This window comes from Ottowia thiooxydans DSM 14619 (assembly GCF_000422885.1).
Classification (GTDB): domain Bacteria; phylum Pseudomonadota; class Gammaproteobacteria; order Burkholderiales; family Burkholderiaceae_C; genus Ottowia; species Ottowia thiooxydans.
This window is the reverse complement of sequence record NZ_AUGX01000013.1, coordinates 18642-35535: the sequence shown is the minus strand read 5'-3', so window position 1 is coordinate 35535 and position 16894 is coordinate 18642. Positions and strand designations below refer to the sequence as shown.

Annotated in this window: 13 protein-coding genes; 10 read left to right on the top strand and 3 right to left on the bottom strand. The window is 59.2% G+C overall.

Annotation, left to right across the window (positions count from 1 at the left end; genetic code table 11):
• Positions 1-177: 177 nt before the first annotated feature.
• The 3 genes from G518_RS0112320 to G518_RS0112310 all read left to right on the top strand — a co-directional run bounded on the left by G518_RS0112320 (position 178) and on the right by G518_RS0112310 (position 2858).
• Positions 178-984, top strand: coding sequence for an IclR family transcriptional regulator (locus G518_RS0112320; RefSeq protein WP_028602802.1), 807 nt, complete (start codon positions 178-180; stop codon positions 982-984).
• A gap of 127 nt (positions 985-1111) precedes the next feature.
• Positions 1112-1579: a CopD family protein gene (locus tag G518_RS0112315; protein WP_028602801.1), complete on the top strand. Its 468-nt coding sequence runs from the start codon at positions 1112-1114 to the stop codon at positions 1577-1579.
• A gap of 67 nt (positions 1580-1646) precedes the next feature.
• Positions 1647-2858, top strand: coding sequence for a multidrug effflux MFS transporter (locus G518_RS0112310; RefSeq protein WP_028602800.1), 1212 nt, complete (start codon positions 1647-1649; stop codon positions 2856-2858).
• Between the two features lie 51 nt (positions 2859-2909).
• On the opposite strand, the gene otnI is transcribed toward G518_RS0112310, so the two are convergent.
• The gene (gene otnI / locus G518_RS0112305; RefSeq protein ID WP_028602799.1) at positions 2910-3752 is read right to left on the bottom strand and encodes a 2-oxo-tetronate isomerase; all 843 of its coding nucleotides are present in this window, start codon (positions 3750-3752) and stop codon (positions 2910-2912) included.
• 147 nt (positions 3753-3899) lie between these two features.
• On the opposite strand from otnI, the gene G518_RS0112300 reads away from it, so the two are divergent.
• On the top strand, positions 3900-4595 hold the full coding sequence (locus tag G518_RS0112300; protein WP_028602798.1) for a transglutaminase-like domain-containing protein: 696 nt from the start codon (positions 3900-3902) through the stop codon (positions 4593-4595).
• A gap of 126 nt (positions 4596-4721) precedes the next feature.
• Here the strand turns inward: G518_RS0112300 and G518_RS34905 are convergent, their stop codons facing one another.
• The gene (locus G518_RS34905; protein WP_169457937.1) at positions 4722-8222 is read right to left on the bottom strand and encodes an ExeM/NucH family extracellular endonuclease; all 3501 of its coding nucleotides are present in this window, start codon (positions 8220-8222) and stop codon (positions 4722-4724) included.
• A 259-nt stretch (positions 8223-8481) separates the two neighbouring features.
• Here G518_RS34905 and G518_RS0112290 point away from each other — a divergent pair, with 259 nt between their 5' ends.
• The 4 genes from G518_RS0112290 to G518_RS0112275 all read left to right on the top strand — a co-directional run bounded on the left by G518_RS0112290 (position 8482) and on the right by G518_RS0112275 (position 13800).
• Positions 8482-9024 (top strand): sigma-70 family RNA polymerase sigma factor, encoded by a 543-nt coding sequence (locus G518_RS0112290; protein ID WP_211231708.1) that lies wholly within the window; start codon positions 8482-8484, stop codon positions 9022-9024.
• Entirely contained in the window at positions 9021-9917 is an 897-nt protein-coding gene (locus tag G518_RS34900) for a FecR family protein (protein WP_051236513.1), read from the top strand. The genes G518_RS0112290 and G518_RS34900 overlap by 4 nt, the downstream gene beginning before the upstream one ends.
• 183 nt (positions 9918-10100) lie before the next feature.
• Positions 10101-12554: a TonB-dependent siderophore receptor gene (locus G518_RS0112280; protein ID WP_051236511.1), complete on the top strand. Its 2454-nt coding sequence runs from the start codon at positions 10101-10103 to the stop codon at positions 12552-12554.
• Between the two features lie 10 nt (positions 12555-12564).
• Entirely contained in the window at positions 12565-13800 is a 1236-nt protein-coding gene (locus tag G518_RS0112275) for a PepSY-associated TM helix domain-containing protein (RefSeq protein ID WP_028602795.1), read from the top strand.
• Between the two features lie 27 nt (positions 13801-13827).
• Here G518_RS0112275 and G518_RS0112270 read toward each other — a convergent pair whose 3' ends face one another.
• The gene (locus G518_RS0112270) at positions 13828-14664 is read right to left on the bottom strand and encodes an IclR family transcriptional regulator (RefSeq protein ID WP_028602794.1); all 837 of its coding nucleotides are present in this window, start codon (positions 14662-14664) and stop codon (positions 13828-13830) included.
• A 248-nt stretch (positions 14665-14912) separates the two neighbouring features.
• On the opposite strand from G518_RS0112270, the gene G518_RS0112265 reads away from it, so the two are divergent.
• Positions 14913-15752 carry a TauD/TfdA dioxygenase family protein gene (locus tag G518_RS0112265; protein WP_156909370.1) on the top strand — a complete coding sequence of 280 codons (840 nt, stop codon included), beginning with the start codon at positions 14913-14915 and terminating at the stop codon, positions 15750-15752.
• Positions 15731-16759 (top strand): Bug family tripartite tricarboxylate transporter substrate binding protein, encoded by a 1029-nt coding sequence (locus G518_RS38440; RefSeq protein WP_028602792.1) that lies wholly within the window; start codon positions 15731-15733, stop codon positions 16757-16759. The genes G518_RS0112265 and G518_RS38440 overlap by 22 nt, the downstream gene beginning before the upstream one ends.
• Positions 16760-16894: the final 135 nt, after the last annotated feature.

Below are 16894 nucleotides of genomic sequence, written 5' to 3'. Positions count from 1 at the left end.
GCGCTCCAACACGTCTTGTGATTTCGTGCGGTCGATTGTGGGAAGGCCTTCGCTGATTGCCTAGAGGGATTTGGTGGCTTGGTTTTACAATGTAAAAGTCTTGTTTAGCCACCATTTTTCTCAAGACCCCGGAGCTACCCCCAGCAAGTGCGGGGTCATTTCTTCTTCAAGACTCACATGCCCACCACTGAACCCAGACGCTCCGGTACGCAAAGCATCGAACGTGCCCTGGCTGTCATCCGTGATGTTGCAGCGCACCATCAGTTTGGTGCGCGCTTGACTGACATCGCGGAGCGCTGCGGCATGGACATGGGCACCACCTGCCGCGTACTGGCCTGCCTGGTACGCGAGCACGTGGTGGAGCAGAGGGCTTCCGACAAGCGCTACTTGCCGGGCCAAGGACTGTTTGAACTTGGGCTCACCGTGCCCGCATACCGTTCGTTGCAGGAGGCGTGCCGCCAGCCTATGGAGCGGGTGGCCCGGCGCTTCAAGGGCGCAAGCTTTGTTTACCTTCGCAGCGGCACAGATGTCGTGTGCATCGCCCGATCCGACCACGTGCTCATTCATAGTGCATGGGGGCAACCCGGCACGCGACGCCCTATGCCGGCGCTGGCAGCCGGGCTTGCCGTGCTTTCACAGCTACCTGAAGTGGAAGCCGACGCCATCGTCAAGGCCTACTTCAAGCAACTCGCACAGCAGAAACGGGTCAACGCCCTTGAACGCCGAAGAATGGTGCAGCGCTCTCGCAAGCTCGGCTATGGCTTCAACGATGGCAACGTGGCGCGAGGCCTGGTGTCGGTCGCGGTGCCTATTCAAGACCCTGAGGGCGTCCCGTTCGCATCACTTTCTGTTGTGAATATCGACAACCCGAGCTTCGCCCAAAGAGCGGATGAGATCGCGGAGTCTTTGCGCAAGGACTCCTTGCTCATCACACAGCGCCTGGCCATGCAGATGGACTCGAATCATTTGATTCAGGACGACTAGAACCAGCTTGCCTTCATAAGGCTCAAACCCTTCGGGCTGAGCGTCTGAGGATTTTGTTTAGCGGTGGGTGGGCGGCACGGTCACCGCAGCTTGTTACGATGCCCGCTTCCCCACATTTAAAAATACCATGCTCTACGCCACCCTCAAACTCGTCCACATCCTGTCCCTCATCGTGTGGATCGGCGGCATGGTGTTTGCCCATTTCTTTCTGCGCCCTGCAATCCAAACGCTGGAGCCCGCCGCGCGAGTACGTCTGATGGCGGACGTGTTGCAACGCTTCTTCAACGCGGTGCTGGTGGCCATCTTGCTGGTGTTGGGCTCGGGCCTGTGGATGATCGGTCGCGTAGCCAAACAGACGGTGCAGTCCGGTGGCAGTTTTTCCATGCCCCTGTCGTGGACCATCATGGCCACGCTGGGTCTGGTGATGATGGCTATCTTCGGCCACATCCGTTTTGCGCTGTTCAAGCGCCTGCAACGCGCCGTGGTGGCCGCCGACTGGGCCGCTGGAGGCAAGGCGCTAGCCAGCATCCGCACATGGGTGGGCGTGAACCTGGCCATCGGGGTCCTGGTGGTGGTGATCACACTGTTGGCATGAAGAACTAACACAGGTCGAGCCACCTTGCTGACACACGGCTTCCAGCGTGTGGTGACAATCGGGGGGTATGCATTCCTCCCGTTTCTTCAAAATGGCCCTGATTCTGGGCCTGCTCTCCGCGATTGGTCCCTTTGCCATCGACATGTACCTGCCCGCTCTGCCCGCCATTGGCCAGAGTCTGGGTGCCGACGTTAGCGCCGTTCAACTGAGCCTCACGGCTTTCTTCCTGTCGCTGGGTGTGGGTCAACTCTTGTATGGCCCGGTGTCGGACATGCTGGGCCGCAAGCCACCGCTGTACTTCGGCCTGATTGTGTTTACTGTTGCCAGCGTCGGCTGTGCGATGGCCACCAACATCGAGACATTGATCGTTCTGCGGTTTATCCAGGGTCTGGGTGCAGCTGCGGGCATGGCGATTCCGCGCGCAGTCGTGCGCGACCTGCACACCGGCAACGAAGCTGCCCGGCTGATGTCACTGCTGATGCTGGTGTTCAGCGTGTCGCCCATCCTGGCGCCACTGGCAGGAAGCGGGGTGATTGCCGTCACAGGTTGGCGTGGTGTTTTCTGGGCGGTCACACTGGTGGGATTGGCCGGGGTGGTGCTGATCTACACGATGCTGGACGAAACCCGCCCTGTGTCCGAGCGGGTGGAAAGCAACCTGGGCAGTGCGCTGCGCGCCTACGGCGTGCTGCTGCGCGACACCCATTATCTCGGCCTGGTCTTCATTGGCAGTTCCGCCATGGCGGGTTTCTTCGTCTACCTCGCAGGCTCGCCCTTCGTGCTCATCAACCACTACGGGCTGACCCCCACGATGTACAGCCTGGGGTTCTCCGTCAACGCTGTGGCCTTTATCGGGGCGGCGCAGTTCACCGGTGCACTAGGTGAGCGCTTCGGGCTGGCTCGTGTAGTGAAGATGGCGGCCACGGCATCGGGTGTGGTCATGTTGGCTCTGCTGGCCTACTACCTGGCCGGGGGCGACCAGCTCGCGGTGCTGATGGTGCTTTACTTCATTGCCAGCGCCTTCATGGGCCTGGTGATCCCCACCACTTCGGTGCTCGCGCTTGAAAAACACGGCGCCATTGCAGGTACCGCATCGGCCTTGCTGGGCACGCTACAGATGCTGACGGGTGCGGCGGCAATGGGTGTGGTGGGCCTGTTCTCGACTGGCAAACCGTTGCCCATGGTGGTGGGTATGGCCACCGGTGCCTTGATAGGTGTGGCGCTCACGTGGGGCACGCTGGGCGGCAGTCCCTCCAGCGTCCCGAAGCAGCAACACTGCTGAACCCGGCTCACCAAGCCAGTTCCTTCCAAGACGCCTTGAAAGGGCTGGCTTTTAGGACGCGCGCCACCCACGAAGCCAGTCCAAACCACGCGAGGTACCTCCCGGCGTGGCCCCTTGAGCCGGCTTGTATTCGCATCCCACCCAACCAGACCATCCTGTCTGTGCCGCTAACTCGTCGATCAATCGAAACAGATAGGGATAGTTCAACTCGCCCACATCGGGCTCGTGCCGCTCTGGCACGCCCGCGATCTGGATATGCCCGACGCTACCCGCAGACAGGTAGTGGCGAAGCTTGGAGGCCACGTCGCCTTCCACAATCTGGCAGTGATAGAGATCCATCTGCACTTTAAGGTTGGACGCGCCCACATCCTGAACCACCGCCTGCGCCTCATCCTGCCGGTTCAAGAAGAAGCCAGGCATGTCGCGTGGATTGATGGGTTCAATCAATACTTCACATCCACTCTTGGCGGCCTCTGCTGCTGCCCAGCGCAGGTTGTTCGTGTAAGTGACGCGAGCCTCCTCGCGCGCCATGCCCTCAGGCAACAGGCCGGCCATACAGTGAATACGCGGGCATTGAAGTGCTTGCGCATAACGCAGAGCCAACTGCACACCGGCGCGAAATTCCGCCTCTCGACCCGGTAAACAAGCGGTGCCGCGTGCACCTTCATTCCACGCACGCTCTACAGCGGGAGCATCAAGCCCCCCTGGTGGGGCGTTGAACAATACCTGCTGCAACCCACATGCCTCAAGCCGCTCGGCCAGAAGCTGTGGCTCGAAAGCATAAGGGAAGAGATATTCGACGCCCTCGAAGCCATCACGCGCGGCGGCTTCAAAGCGTTCAAGGAACGGCAACTCTGGGTAGAGAAAGCTCAGGTTGGCAGCAAAGCGTGGCATAGGTGCAAATGAGGTGTGGGCGAGGTTCGCCCTCGAGCGCGCCAAGGCGGCAGCGCTGGTGTGAATTTTAGGAACTTGGCCGGCAGGAGGAGCAAAGAGCCAACGGATTTTCTAGCAAGCCCTTGAAAATTTGATAACGTAGGCCCTATGCAAGATACGCCTACCGCCGCCCATCTGGCCGCCACCGAAGCCATTGATGCCCATCACCCCCTGGTTGCTGAGTTCGCTCGTTCGCATGCGCACGGGGCTACTGACCGCGAACGCGCGGTGGCCCTGACTCATGCGGTGCGTGACAGTTTCCTCTATGACCCCTACCGCATCGACCTCGCTCCTGTCGGAATGCGTGCCAGTACGGTAATCGAAAACGGATACGGCTGGTGCGTGCCCAAGGCCGCATTGCTGACAGCGGTGTGCCGCGCCGCCGGCATCCCGGCGCGCCTGGGCTTTGCAGACGTGCGCAACCACATGTCCACGGAGCGTATGCGCCAGACAATGAAGACCGATATGTTCATCTGGCATGGCTACGCAGACATCTGGATCGATGGCGCCTGGCGCAAAGCCACCCCTGCCTTCAACCTGAGTCTGTGCGAAAAGTTCGGCTTGCACCCACTGGATTTCGATGGTGTGCAAGACTCCATCTACCACGCATTCGACAAGGCCGGTAACCGGCACATGGAGTACACCAACGACCGCGGCCGCTTTGACGATCTACCTCTGGAGCTCATCGACGCGGACTTTCGAACCACCTACCCGAACTGGTTGCACAAAGCAGGCCTTCAGAGCGAGTTGGCGAAAAGCGACTTTCTCGCCGATGTGGATCAAGAAATCAAATCAGGTCGATAAGGCCTGAGGAGTCCCTGCAAAGCCCATAGCGGATACAGGGCACAGTCCATGGAAGGGCATACGCGGCAGTGAGCGCATGCCCTCTGCCAAGTCCGAGAACATGCCAGCGTTCTCGGACTTGATCCTTCAGCCTCGACGCCGTTGTTGATGCAACGCAACCGCCGCCATCAACATGGCCATCAGCCATAGTGCCCATTGGCCCAGCGTGGGCACTGGTGCCACAACACCCACAGCACCTGGGCTTGCGAGCGGCACGCCGATCACTGCGGGGTCCATGATACTGCCGTTGATGCTCAGGTCAGCATCTCCATTGGCCCCATCGGTCAAGGTGAAGGTGACGGTTTGGCCGCTGATCGTGGCAGGCACGGTGTACCAGTGATTGCTCGCGTCTTCGTGGGTCGGGCCCCATTTCCAGAGTTTGGCCCCCGCCGGCAAGGCCTGCGGGTAGGTGAGGGTCAGGGTCAAGCTGCCGCCCTCACCACAGCCCGTGGCGGTGAAGGAAAGCACGTCTGAGAACATCTGCCAACCTACGGGTGCAGTTGCGGGCAAGGCTCCGGTCAGCACAGGCACACCAGCCAGGCGGCATGTGGTTTGACTGAATTGGCCTGCCAGATCCCCTGATGCACCTGAGAGCGGAAGCGTGAACTGCTCGGGAGGTAGAGCGCCCAGATTCAGGCCGATCATCATCGGGTTATGGTCGCTGGAGCGGTACTGATCTGCCGCGTAGAAGCTCTCTTGTTGCGAGGTGCTTTTGAACTCCAGGTTGTAGTCCAGGATCACTGGCTCTTCTGCGTTGATGTTCCATTTGTAGACCCCAGCGATCTGGCCGCTGGTAGCCAGCGCGTTGCTGGCAAAAATGTGATCAAGCGAACCCCACAAGCCGTCGAACGAATAGGAGTAACCGCCCGACACTTTCTGGAAGCCACCGGCCACCAGATCACTCACCGTTTTTTCCGCGCTGTAGGCGTTGAAATCCCCCACCATCAGAACGTCAGCGTCAGCATCGCCCGTAGGATGTGTGGCCAGCCATTGCAACAATTGCTGAGCCGCTTTTTCACGTGAGAGAAAGCTATGACCCTGGCCATCGCCAGTGTCTTGACCTTGCAATGCCGTGCCGCTGCCTTTGGACTTCAGGTGATTCACCACAACCGTGAATTTCTCGCCGTCAGCCTGCGAAGCAAAAGTCTGCGCCAGCGGAATCCGGTTCCCATAAGTGGTGCCCACAAATGCATCGTAAGTGGCAGTGTCTGGAGTGGCAGCAGCACCTACCGGTGTCACCTTGGCGGGCTTATAGATCACGGCGACCATGATGGCGTCCGTACCCGTATTGGCTTGCTTGACGAAAGCGAAGGTGTTAGGCCCGGCTACCGCATTGAGCGCATCCACCAGCGACTGGATCGCACTCTTGCCGTTGTGGGCCGTGCCGTCTGTGGGAGCGTCGAAACCATTGTTCTGGATTTCCATGAGGCCGTAAACGTCCGCATCCAGTCCCAGCAACTGAACCACCAACTTATCCAACTGACGTTTGTACTCTGTGGCGTTGCTGGCGCCACGGCCCGCCATGCTGCCACCGCCGTTCGTGACAAAGCTCGTAGTGCCCAGCGTGCTGAAAAAGTTCAGTACGTTAGTCGCAGCGACCTTGACCTCTGCGCTCCGAATGAGCGCTGGAATATCAGCACTCGTAGGCCGCGGCTGGGCGGTAAAGTTGGGAGCCACGCCGGTGATCGGCTGAATGCGGTAGTTGGTCTCATGAGCTGCAGGCGCCGGCTGAGCGTTGGTTCCGCTATTGGTATCGCTGCTGCTTTGCCACACAAACTGATCCAGGATGCCAACGACCTTATCCGTGTAATCGCCAGCGCGCAAAGGGTTGCTGGCCGAAAGTGGCTGGCCACCGCGCCCTACCAAGCCTCCCGCGGGGTTCTGCCCTCCGGCTGCATCGTCAAGAAGAATCTGGCTAAGCTTGAGCTGTTCGTTGTAGGCATCAAAACCCGCTTTGCCAGGCGCATTGGTTTCCGTAAACAGCACCTGCAGATTGTCTGGAGAGAGCGTTACCTGGCCGTATCGGCCCAGGTTGTAGTTGTCAGAAACGACCAGTTTTCCGTTGGGAGTGGCAGAAGACACCTCGACGATCATGCCCTCATAGCGCTCCCACACGTCTTGGCTCGCGACGGGCAGCGTGATCTTGACCGGGGCCGGCAAAGTGCCGCCCGAATAGACCACGGTATAGCTATGCGGGTTGGTGAGCTCTGTCTGACCTCGATACTCCGTCACACGGCCGGTCACTTGGAAAGTGGTGCCCACAGGGCAGGCCCCGCCGCTCATGAAGCCCGGCAAATTGGCAGGGAGCGTGCCGTAGTAGACGAACAGGCCTTCAGAGGTAGCAGGATCGCTATCCATTTCCTCAGCTCGTGTAGCCTGCAACATGAAGCCACTCAGCCCAGGTTGGCAAGCCGTCAACATGCCCTGGATGAGATAGGAATTGCTATTTCCCGCCAGTGCACTCGAAGCGCCACTGCCTTGAATGGCAGAAATCTTGGTGAAGCTGCCACTGGGGTCATCATTGCGGATCACACCGCCAGCCGCCGGCGTCGTCAAGCTCCCCGCGCTAGGGTTGCTGAGGGTGACCGTGAATGCTTCGTCCGGTTCGCTGACGGTATCGCCCACCACGGAGATTGGGATGGTCTTGCTTGTTTCATTCGCCGCAAAGCTGAGGGTGCCGGCGGGCAATGCGCCCCCGAAATCGCTCGCATCTGCAGGGTTGGCACCGGTCCCGGTGACGGCATAGTTCACCGTCGCAGCTTGTGTGGTGTCACCACCTCGCGTTACGGTAAAAGTAAATGACGTGCTGCCACTGTGGCCTTCATTCAGATCGGCCGCCTGCGCGGCAATGGAGAACATCGGTCCGGTTGGTGGGGCACCGCCTTCCATCTGGAAGTCGTCTATTGCCAAGCCATGGTCGTTGCCACTGTCATTCGCCTCAATCCAGCGCAACCACAAAGTCTGTCCTGCCTGCCAGTTCAGGCCAGTCAAGCTCCCGCTAACGGGTACGCGCCCAGCTGCATTGCCATCAACCGCAGCAGCGCTCGCGCCGGTGACGGGTGACTCCCACGACAAGGAATTGGTCCAATTCGTCACGCCGCCTATGCTGGCGTCGGCACTGATGCCATATTGCATGGTCATCGGCTGCTTGTTGGTATTGCCACCATTGCGCCACTGCTCACCATTGAAGGTGATGTTCAGCGTATTGACGGTTGCGCCTGACGTATTCGTAGCGGCCAGTGCAACGTAGCCACTCGCAGACCCGGAGCCCACGCCCCCGAAGGCACGATCCGAATTAGCGCCGGTGCCGAAACTGTAGAAAGCTCCGTTGTTGGCTGCGCCGTCACTCGCTCGGTAGGTGGCAATCGCGCCAAGCGCATTGTCGTAAAGGTACCAGCCTTCCAGCGTGGTCCCTTGAGACCAGGCGTTGGCGGTGCCTGTCGCGCTGAGCGCGTTGAAATTCTGTGTGTAGCTGCCGCTGAACGCCACAGGCCCGGCATGCGCCGGTGCCACCATGCCCAGCAAGGCGGCCAGAGCCAATGCGCCAGCAGCGCGCGGCATCACTTCGGAAAGGGTGCGTGTGTACATGAAATGGTCCTCCTCCTCGGCCACCACGGCATAAAACACCGTGGCGCTCGATGAAGCGCCATTTGTCGCATCCCGGCGTGAAACGCCCGTGTCATGTTCACGGCAAATGCGTGACAGGCATTCCCTACGAGGAACATCCACTGCCAACGCCCAAAACCGTGGGCGACCATCCATCTTTCTTTATGAGAATAATTCGCATTCTCTATAATTGGCCGATTTTTAGCGCCCCCGTCACCTGATCCACTTCGCCGCACCTGGCATGCACACCGAATCTGCGTCATCTTCGGCCGTCATGGTGGCTTTGGAACGCCACTATGAAGAACTGGTGGAATACGTGCGTCGGCGCTTCGCAAGCCGTGGTTTCGCACGCGAGGTCATCCACGATGTTTGCGTGGAGCTCATGGAGAAGCCGCCCGAGGAGCCCGTACGGGTTCCACTGTCACTGTTGCGCCGGATGTCCAGCAATCGCGCCATTGACCGGGCACGTGCGGATGACTCACGAGGTGCGCTGTTCGAATCAACACCCGAGTTGCCCGATGTGCTTGGGCACCTTGAAGACGGCGCGTACGCGCTGGAATTCAAACAGCATCTGATACAGCTCGTACAGATCGTTGAGGCTCTGCCACCACGAGCGCGACAGGTCTTTCTGCTCAACCGGATTCACCGCATGCAGCAGCAGGAAATTGCTGATGCACTAGGCATTTCACGCAATATGGTCACGCAGCACCTTAGCCGTGCAATGCGCTCAATCGAGACCGAGTGGGAGCCGGCACGCGCCCTGGTGCGTGAGCGTATGCGATGAGTGATCCGCAGAGCCAAACACCCAAGCGTGCCCTCAAGCACGCGTCACGCGCTGGTACACCCTCCGACGCGCTGGCCGGCTATGAAGACGCCTTGAGGCAACACTTCCCTTCAAAGGAAAGCATCCTCGCTGAAGGCCGCGCCATGACCGCTGAAAAGCGCAGCAGGCGCAAGCGCGCTGTGCAGTTGAGTGCTCTAGGCTTTGCGGTAGCTGCGCTCTGGATCGTGGATCCAGCATGGCGCTCCGAAGAAATCACGACCGCCGTGGGTGAGCGCGGCAGCTGGACGATGGCCGACGCCACGCAATTGGAACTCAACACAGGCACGCGCCTCGTGATCGAAACGCGGCTGCGCTCCCGCCGCGTGAGGCTGGAGGCTGGCGAGGCCTTGTTCGAGGTGACGCACGGGTGGCGGCCTTTCATCGTCCAGGCTGGCGAAACCCGCATCCGGGACATCGGGACGGTATTTAATGTCCGGCGCTTTGCCCATGAGGAAATTCAAGTTTCTGTTTTGCAAGGCGCCGTGGAAGTACAGCACGGTCCCTCGTTGCAGATTCTGGAGGCTTCTCAGGAAGCCAAGGTGAAGAACGGAAATCTTTCGCCTGTTCGCAAGGTGGATGTGGATGCCGTGCGCGATTGGCAGCGAGGGCGTCTGCAATTCACCGGAACACCGTTGGCCGATGCTGTGGCCGAACTGCAGCGCTATAGACGAGCGCCCATAGTGCTGCAAGACGCTGAGGCGGGCAGTCTCCGGCTTTCGGGTGTTTACGATGTCCAGAGCATCGAACCCTTATTGGACACCTTGCCAAAGATTCTCCCTGTGACTCTCAAGCGCCAGCCAGATGGCCAAGTGTTGATCGCCAGCCGAGCGACCCCACCCCGAGCCAAGCCGTAAGCGCATGCTGATGACCGGGATCAACACAATATGTTACACATTGATTGTCAGCCGACCTCAACAAACAGGTTCGCTCGCACGCCAAGCCTATAGGAGCGTGCTCAAAGTCTTCTCGCAAAGACTTTGAGCACATTCCCAGGCGTCCTGAATATCGGGCGCCGCGAACTAATAAGGGATTGTTGCGTGCCATTTCCAACCATAGAGATCAATGCTGCAGGGCGGCGCCAGAGAAAGACATTACGCATCGGCCAACTGGCTTTGCTGACGGTCAACATGCTCGCCTGCGCTGTGTTCGCTCAGTCGGCCAGCGTGGCCATAGACATTCCCGCTCAGTCGTTAGATAAAGCATTGACCACGTTTGCCCGCCAGACGGGCGCTCGTATCGTGTTTTCCACGGACCTCGCAGAGCGCCTGACATCCCCACCGGTCAGAGGCACGCTCACCACACGTGAAGCACTTGAACGCCTGCTGGCTGGCTCGCCACTACAGCCACGCGAAACCCCCGACGGAGGCTTTGCCATCGTGCCGCGTGCAGAAGGCAGCAGCAAAGCGGGCACCGAAGGTGGAGACGTTGCAACACTCCCCACAGTGAAAGTCACCGCAGGCGCCATACAAGAGTCTGCCTTCGGGCCTGGTGAAGGTTACCTGGCCAGACGAAGTGCCACCGCCACCAAGACAGACACGCTCTTGATTGAGACGCCACAGAGCATATCGGTGGTCACAAGCGAGCAGATGCAGACCCAGAAGGCCAACACGCTTCAAGAAGCCCTGGCCTACAGCTCGGGACTGGCCTCGGGCGTCGTCGGCATGAACCCGGCCGTTTCAGACTCCTTCTTCATCCGTGGATTTCAGGCGGATGCCCAGTACGGCAGCTTCTACCGTGATGGCATGAAGTACATGGCCAACATCTACAACGGACAGCAGGAGACCTACGGTCTGGAGCGCGTAGAGGTGCTCAAGGGGCCTTCATCGGTTTTATATGGCGCAGCGGCGCCTGGCGGCGTCATCAACACGGTGAGCAAGCGGCCACAACCCATTGCCTCGCGTGAAGTCAACCTCGAGCTTGGCCGCTACGGCCGCCGTCAATTGTCGGCGGACCTGACCGGGCCCATCGACGAGCGTGGCGAGTGGTCCTACCGCTTGACGGCCTTGGCGCGCAAGAGCGATACGTTCAAAGACTTCGGAAAAGACGATCGTATATACGTGGCGCCCGCGCTCACCTGGCGGCCATCAAAAGACACCTCACTCACGCTGCTGGCCAGCTACCAGAAAACCGATGCATCGGACCCCGGCACCCTCCCGGCAATCGGCACGCTGCTTCCCAACCCCAATGGCGTTATCCCCGTCAATCGCTACCTGGGGGAGCCCACCGACAACAACTTCGATACTCAGACCCGCACCTTCAGCTACCTGTTTGAGCACGCATTTTCTGACGCGGTCACGCTTAGGCACGGGCTGCGCCAGTACAACTCTGATCTGGACTACCGCTATTTCCTCATGTCCGGCTACGTGAACGGAACAAATCAGCGCCTGCTGGGCCGGCAAGCACGCTGGTTTGCCGACAGCACCTCCATACTCACCTCAGACTCCCATCTTCAGTTCAAGTTTGGCGAAGATAAAGTTCAGCACACCGTGCTCGCTGGAATCGACTATTCACGTTCGCGCCACGCCTCCGATCGTGAGCGCGGATCGCTCGCCTCCATCGACGTTTTCAATCCAACGTATGGCGCGGCATTCGCCACCACCCCTTGGAGGCAATTCCGCACCAATGAAAACAAGACGGGCCTTTACCTGCAGGATCAGGTGAAGATTAACCGTCAGTGGGTTTTGCTCGTGGGGGGACGCTACGACCGCACACGCACAGAATCTCTGGCCTTGCACGATCCAGGGTCAGATGCCAACGAAACCCAAAGTGCCTTCACTGGGCGCGCAGGTCTTGTCTATCTGGCCGACAACGGCCTGGCCCCCTATGTAAGCTTCAGCCAGTCGTTTGAACCCACCGGCGGGCTCGACCGCTTCGCGCAGCGGTTGAAACCCACCAAGGGCACTCAGTATGAGGTGGGTATTCGCTATCAGCCACCAGGAAGCCGTACGTTGCTGAGCGCCGCGATTTATCAACTCACACGCACGAATGTCACCACGCCAGACCCGGTGGACCCTTCATATCAAGCCCAGACTGGCGAAGTACGTTCACGCGGGCTTGAGCTTGAAGCCCGGAGCAAAGTAGGCCGTCATGTGGAGTTGATAGCTGCGTACTCCTATACGGATGCCAACATCACGCGCTCGAACATCCCTGCTGAATTGGGCACACGCTTTTACGCGGCCCCATTGCACGTGGCATCCGCCTGGATCGACTACGAGTTAGCTGGAATAGGCCTGCAAGGCTGGGTGCTAGGCGGAGGGGTGCGCTATGTCTCTCAACGCCCGGGTAGCAAGTCCAGCAATATCCTTGGAACACCCGCTTATACCTTGGCAGATCTGCGCGTCAGCTACCAACGCGGCCCATGGCGTTACGCGGTCAACGTCAGCAACGTGACCGACAAGCGCTACATTCCGTCGACCTGCCTGAATGGTGTGATCGGGTGCGACTACGGCGCACCACGTGGGGTGATCCTGACCGCCAGCTATCGCTGGTAAGAGTTACCCCATGCGCCACGCCCTGGTGGTGTTGCACCGCTGGGTGGGCCTCGGCACGGCGATCTTTCTCGCCGTGGCGGCTCTCACCGGCAGCGCGCTGACTTACAAGGAAGAGCTGGAAGCGTTCATCAATCCGCACTGGTTCCTGGCCACGCCTTCAGTCGGCACGGAACCTCGCCTGCTTGATCCCTTCCAGGTCCGCGAGAAGGTGGAACGGGCCTTTCCGCAAGCCCGTGTTTTGCACATGTCGTTCCCGCAGGCAGGACACACCACGATGTTCTACCTGTTCGCACGCGACAACCCAGACACAGGGCAACCGGGCGTGTTGGAGGTCGACCAGGTGTTCGTTAACCCGTACACCGGTGAGATCGCAGGCAGCCGCAAATGGGGCGCACTACTGTCTCAAGGGGAATGGCAGCGCGAGAACATCGTGCCCTTCGTCTGGCGGCTGCACGAAGCCCTGGCTTTGCCACATCCATGGGGCAAGGTATTCATGGGATTGGTGGCGCTGCTGTGGACCATAGACTGCTTCATCGGGGTTGCGTTGACCTGGCCGAGAGGTCGTCCCTTCTTCAAGAAATGGGCCCCTGCCTGGAAGATCAAGCGTCCGTCTTCAAGCTTTCGCAAGAACCTGGATATACATCGCGCGGCAGGCCTTTGGCTTTGGCTTGCGTTGCTGGTGTTTGCATGGTCGAGCGTCATGCTGAATCTCAGGCAGGAGGTCTATCAGCCCGTGATGTCGTCCGTGTTGACGTTCGACCATGTGATGCCAAAGCGCACCCCACTCAAGGGAGCGCCGGTGATCAGTTGGCAGGAGGCTCGAACGCTCGGAAAACAGGCCGTAGAAGATGCCGTGATGCGCGAGGGCGGCGCCATTGTTCGAGAAGAAAGTCTTTGGCTGAGAGAAAAGCAGGGTGCCTGGATGTATAGGGCGGAGACCAGTCTTGACGTGCGTAACCGGGGTGGCGGCACACAGGCATGGATCGATGCACGCACTGGTGAAGTTTTTGCACTGCGGATGCGCGGCAGCATGGCCTCCACTGGCGAGCAAAGCGGTCACTTAGTGAGCGAATGGCTACAGGCTTTGCATGTGGCGCAGATAGGTGGCGAACCCTACCGGGTGTTCGTCGCGCTCCTGGGAATCTTGATCGCGGTGCTATCGATCACCGGGGTCGTGATCTGGTGGCACAAGCGGCGCGCAAGGCGGCTAGCCACCACGCGAACACGTCCCACATTCACCCCCTGATTGGGATTCGACCAGGCACCTTCCAGGCTACGTATGCTTGGGCAAGGTTTCGCGGGTAATGCGGCGTGCCGTGAATTCCTTGCCGAGCAGCGCCGCCGTCGCACGCAGTGCGGCGATGACCTTGGGCTCATGCGCCTCTAGTGCGGGCACGTAAGTCTGAACCGCAATGCCGCATGAAACATGCCCGTTTTCATCGAATATGGGCAGGGCGTAGCTTCCAATGCCCACGTACTGCTCAGACGCCGTACGCGCCAAGCCATCTCGCCTTATTTTCTTCAGCGCTTCCGACAGGCCAGCAAGCGTCGTTTCCGTATGGGGTGTGAAGGCTTCATAAGGCTCAACACCCAGCCAATAAGACCAGCTGTCTTCAGGTTCATAGGCCACCAGCAACCGACCTAGCGCTCTTGAGTGAATGGCCAGTGGTGTGCCCAGCTGCACGTCATAACGAACCGAACCACCCGCGTCGTAGCGGTCTCCGTAGACCAATGTTCTGGCGGCTCTATCAAGGTACCCAAAAGCCACTGTCATCTTCAGTTCTTCACTGACCTGGCGAAGCCCATCTCGAATCAACCGACTCACTGAATCCATGGACATCAACTGAAGTCCCAAGCGGAACGAGCGCGAGCCCAACTCAAACCCACTGCCCACCCGGCGCACATAGCCCAGGCACACCAACTCATTGAGCAGCGCCAACGCACTCGGCTTAGGAGTGCCCAGCAAAGTGCTTAACCGAGCCAGGGAATAGGGCGCCTCTGGGCTGGCCAGTGTCTGCAACAGGCTCAGCACGCGATTGACGGCCATGGGGCCGGTACGGGCAGTCTTGCTGCTGCTCACTTCACTGGTTTGTTCGCTGGACGTTCGCATATGTGAATATTAGATCAGTTTTCTAAGCCTATTTAAAGCAGTCGTTGATACTATTTTTAGAGGATATTTAAGTGTTTTCCCTGAGTACGATCGGCAACAGACCGCTATAAGCTCCTATTTCCAAAACGGAACCGTCATTCACATATGGGTATGAACATGAATGTTGCCAGCATGAGGCTCTCAGCCAGCCTGGCATTAACAGGAGCGCACACAGGTTGGCCCCTCTGTGCGCAGCGCGGTTGTTCGCGATGAATGCACTTGAGGTCACCCCTATCAGTGAGACTTTCGGCACTCGCGTGCGCGGCCAGCAGCTCCAGAACCTGCGCGCCCACCCCAAGGATGTTGAAACCATCCAGCATTTGCTGGTTCACCGCGGCGTGGTGGTCCTGTCAGATGTGAATATTGATGCCGATCAGTTCGTAGATCTGGGTCAATTGTTTGGAGAGGTCAGGCCCGCTCGAATTAAAGACAAGTCCTTGTCGCCGCCAGCGAGTGAATATGTATTCGTGGGGCGGCGAACTTCAGACAACATCCCCAGTAAGTTGACGCGCGCGGATGTAGCTCACATCTGGCACGCGGACTACAGCACCGCCGGGCCCATCCCCAAGTTGGCCGCGCAGTACACAGTGAATGTGAACGACGGGGGAGGTTGGTTGAGTTTCGCGGACATGAGAAAGGCCTACGCCACACTGCCGCCTGCAACCCAGGCGCAACTGCGCGGGCTGGGCGCCGTTCACTACGAACACCCGGTAGGCGTCGATGTGGAGCCACCTGGTCAAGCCGCAGCCCTGTCCTGGGAAGAGCGCCACAAAGGCGCCATACACCCCCTGGTGATGATCTCTGAATCTGGCATTCCGCAGCTCTGCCTGCCCGCTCGCCCAGACAGCCCCGTTCAGGGCATGGATGAAAAGCAAAGCGCTGCGTTTCTTGAACTCCTGTGGTCACACGCTCTGTCCAACGGAGAACCCTGGGACATCGAACCGAAAACCGGCGACATCGTCATTTGGAACAACCACGCCATCGCGCACAAACGCTCGGAATGGCCACTGGATAAAGAAAGACTCGTATGGTTTATAACGACCCACTGAATTTGAAGCCTCTGGCCCGTGCTGAGGACACCCTTCCTGAGATGAATCGGAGAAGCGTCATGGGATGGATGGCCGCTGCGGGCACCTCCATGGCACTCATGCCTGGAACTTCCCTTGCTCAAATGAGCGGCGATGTCTTCACGCTTCTCGTACCGTTCGCACCAGGTTCACCGCCTGATGTGTTCAGTCGCCTTTTTGCCGATAAGCTGTCCAAGCGCATGGGCCGGCCTGTTGTGGTGTCGCTCAAGCCTGGCGCAAGTACCACCATTGGCACCACACTCGCATCGCGGTCAAAACCGGATGGCCAGATGATGCTGTACGCCACCAATTCCTCCATCACGGCGGCGCCCGGGCTATTCAAGAAACTGCAGTACGACCCAGAGAAGGATTTTTCTGCCGTCACAGTCATGCTTGAATCCGTTTTCTGTATTCTGGTACGTCCAGAAGACGCTCGCCTTGGAGTGGAAGGCTTGGCCAAGCGTATCCGTGCCAACCCGCCTGACAACGGGATGGGCGGCGGTAGCACGACGGCAGAAGTCGCACACAGGCTCTTCGAGAAAGCCATCGGCGTCTCCTATCCCTATGCCAGGTACAACTCCAACACGCTCTACACGGATCTGATGGGCAAGGTGCTTCACGCCGCCTGGTGCCCCATGAGCACGGCGCTGAATTTTGGCCAAAAGAACAACCTGCACATCATGGCTATCACGGGCGGCAAGCGCTTGCCTCAGTTTCCCAACATACCCACCATTGCAGAGACATTCCCCACTGTCGCGGTGGACAGCTGGAGTGGATTCTTCGTTCCCTCTGGCACACCACGTCCCATCGTGGACAAACTCTGGGAAGACGTCCATGCCGTTCTGTTGGACCCTGAAATTGTTGAACGCGGGAAATCCGAGGGCAACCGCGCACTCAATCTCAACCCTCAACAATCAGACGAATATGTGAAGAAAGACTTTCCGAAATGGCGCGCGCTGTTTAAGTCCGCGAACATCGAACCGGCTTGAGAAGCGATCTACGCGCTGCCAACTTGGTCTAACCTCTCCGTGGCCGCTCACCCTGGCCAGGAGGAGTCAGCGAATGGGCGAGGCCCGCCTGGTCAATGAGTGGGCTCAAAACCATCTTCGCTCCGTTGCAGCACG